3 protein-coding genes are annotated in these 2,683 nt (G+C 41.9%); 2 read left to right on the plus strand and 1 reads right to left on the minus strand.

Going from position 1 to position 2,683, the window contains the following annotated elements; translation table 11 throughout:
- The first annotated feature begins 100 nt into the window (after positions 1–100).
- Positions 101–676, plus strand: coding sequence for a CoA pyrophosphatase (locus CXF78_RS19675; RefSeq protein ID WP_102037706.1), 576 nt, complete (start codon positions 101–103; stop codon positions 674–676).
- Positions 677–789: 113 nt separating this feature from the next.
- On the opposite strand, the gene CXF78_RS19680 is transcribed toward CXF78_RS19675, so the two are convergent.
- The gene (locus tag CXF78_RS19680) at positions 790–1,125 is read right to left on the minus strand and encodes a hypothetical protein (protein WP_011637624.1); all 336 of its coding nucleotides are present in this window, start codon (positions 1,123–1,125) and stop codon (positions 790–792) included.
- Positions 1,126–1,306: 181 nt separating this feature from the next.
- Between CXF78_RS19680 and asnS the strand changes: the two genes are divergently transcribed.
- On the plus strand, positions 1,307–2,683 hold a 1,377-nt coding region (gene asnS, locus CXF78_RS19685), incomplete at its 3' end, for an asparagine--tRNA ligase (protein ID WP_102037705.1).

Here is a 2,683-nt window from a genome sequence, read left to right on the forward strand (position 1 = left end):
ATGCGTTTCAAACTGAAAAACTGAGTGACTCTGATTGAGCACATAATTAATCGAATAGGTATGACACCGAATAGGCTATTAATTGGATTTAAAAACATCAATGAATAAACACGAATTTACCTTACGCTATAATTTACATCGTCTGGGTTCAATCATCCCTTCTGCGCCCCCATCATACCTTGGCCGCAAAGCTGCGGTGTTAATCCCTGTTATTGAAATAGAGCAACAATTACATCTAATTTTAACCCGACGCCCAATGCATTTACGTCACCATCCAGGGCAAATTAGTTTTCCTGGCGGCAAAGTTGAGCCTGATGATATTAATGCCATCCACACTGCGTTGCGCGAAGCTCACGAAGAAATTGGCTTATTGTCAGAAAATGTTGATGTTTTAGGCGTGTTTCCAGCCCATAAAACCTTTACCGGTTTTGTGATCACCCCTGTCGTGGCGATGGTAAAGCAGCCATTTGAATTGGTGCTCGACCCCGGTGAAGTGGATGATTGTTTCTCAGTACCATTGAATTTTTTTATTGAGCGAAGTAACCGTCACAAAATATTTCATTATCGCCACGGCGAACATTATCAAGTTCACTTTATGCCATTTGAAGACAAATTTATTTGGGGAGTAACGGCAGCCATTATCGATTTGCTGTGTCATCACATAGAAGATAATTAATCACACCACACGCATGATGTAATACCCAATTGATGATTGAGATTGATAGTTGAAATAATCAACTTTTATCTATTCAGCTTAGTTCTATTGTTCCAAGCATCCACAGAGTGATGTTACACCACATAGCGAATATACAAACCTGCTGCGAGTGATACCAAAAACAACAACGGAATATTGACCCAAAAACCAATTCGAGTGGTGGCTTTTGCATAAAAGTTTACCAGCAGATTCAAAAAGCTAACCCCAGCACACCACCATATTAAATACTCTAATTTAATGGTTAACTCAGGATCCCAGTTTAATCGTACCGATGCACCTTTACTCAAAAAATAACCTACCGCGCGATCAGGTCTGGCTTCTCCAAAAATAATCAACGCATAAATGGCTAAGCTCCAGCCTAATAACGACAAAACGGTCAATACAACCTGTATAATTCCTAAACGAGACATGGCCTTTCCTTGGTTTACGAGAGAATATAAAGGCTAATTAGCCATATATTTAACCGACTTACTCAAAAGTATCACATTAATCACCCTAGAATAGCGTTTTCAGCTTGAGAAAAGCCACCAGCAAGGTAAGATAAACCCCAATTTTATATTTATATTCGATACGTTGGAGAATAAAGCAACAATGAGCATTGCATCTGTCGCTTCTGTATTTAAAGGTGAACACGCCGTTGGTTCGCAAGTCACTGTCCGTGGCTGGGTAAGAACTCGTCGTGATTCAAAAGCGGGTATCTCTTTCTTGGCCGTGTATGACGGTTCATGTTTCGACCCTATTCAAGGTGTCTTGCCTAATAGCCTAGCCAATTACAATGACGATGTATTGAAATTGACTGCTGGCTGCTCTGTCGTAATGACGGGTGAAGTAGTTGCCTCTCCAGGCGCTGGTCAAGCATTTGAATTACAAGTCACTGAAATTGTGGTCACAGGTTTTGTTGACGATCCAGATACTTACCCAATGTCGGCCAAACGCCACTCTATTGAGCATTTACGTGAACTTGCCCATTTACGCCCACGTACCAACATTATTGGTGCCGTAGCTCGTGTTCGTAACTGTTTATCGCAAGCGATTCACCGCTTCTATCATCAAGAAGGTTTTATCTGGGTATCTACCCCGTTAATTACGGCTTCTGACTGTGAAGGTGCTGGCGAAATGTTCCGGGTGTCTACTTTAGACATGGAAAATCTACCTCGCACAGCTGAAGGTAAAGTCGATTACGATAAAGATTTCTTCGGTAAAGAATCATTCTTAACCGTGTCGGGTCAGTTAAACGCTGAAACGTATGCTTGTGCATTATCTAAAGTATATACCTTTGGCCCAACGTTTCGTGCTGAAAACTCGAACACCACTCGCCACCTTGCAGAATTCTGGATGGTTGAGCCTGAAGTGGCATTCGCAACGTTAGATGATGCGGCTGAGTTAGCGGAAAAAATGTTGAAATTCGCGTTTAGCGCAGTGCTTGAAGAACGCATGGATGATTTAAACTTCTTTAACGAACGTGTTGATAAAACCGTTATCGAACGTTTACAAGCATTCGTAAGCAGTGATTTTGCTCAAGTGGATTACACTGATGCAGTTGAAATCCTTAAAAACTGTGGTAAGAAGTTTGAATTCGCAGTTGAATGGGGTATTGATTTACAATCTGAGCATGAACGCTACTTAGCTGAAGAGCATTTTAAAGCGCCTGTTGTAGTTAAGAACTACCCGAAAGACATTAAAGCTTTCTACATGCGCTTAAACGATGATGGTAAGACCGTTGCCGCAATGGACGTGTTAGCACCAGGTATTGGTGAAATTATCGGTGGCGCGCAGCGTGAAGAGCGTTTAGACGTGTTAGATGCACGTTTAGCTGAAATGGATTTAAGCCAAGAAGATTACTGGTGGTATCGTGACCTACGTCGTTATGGCACCGTACCTCATTCAGGTTTTGGTTTAGGTTTCGAGCGTTTAGTGTCGTATGTGACTGGCGTTAACAACATTCGTGATGTTATCCCATTCCCACGC

Origin of the sequence: Shewanella sp. 11B5 (assembly GCF_002836795.1) — a bacterium.
GTDB classification, from domain to species: domain Bacteria; phylum Pseudomonadota; class Gammaproteobacteria; order Enterobacterales; family Shewanellaceae; genus Shewanella; species Shewanella frigidimarina.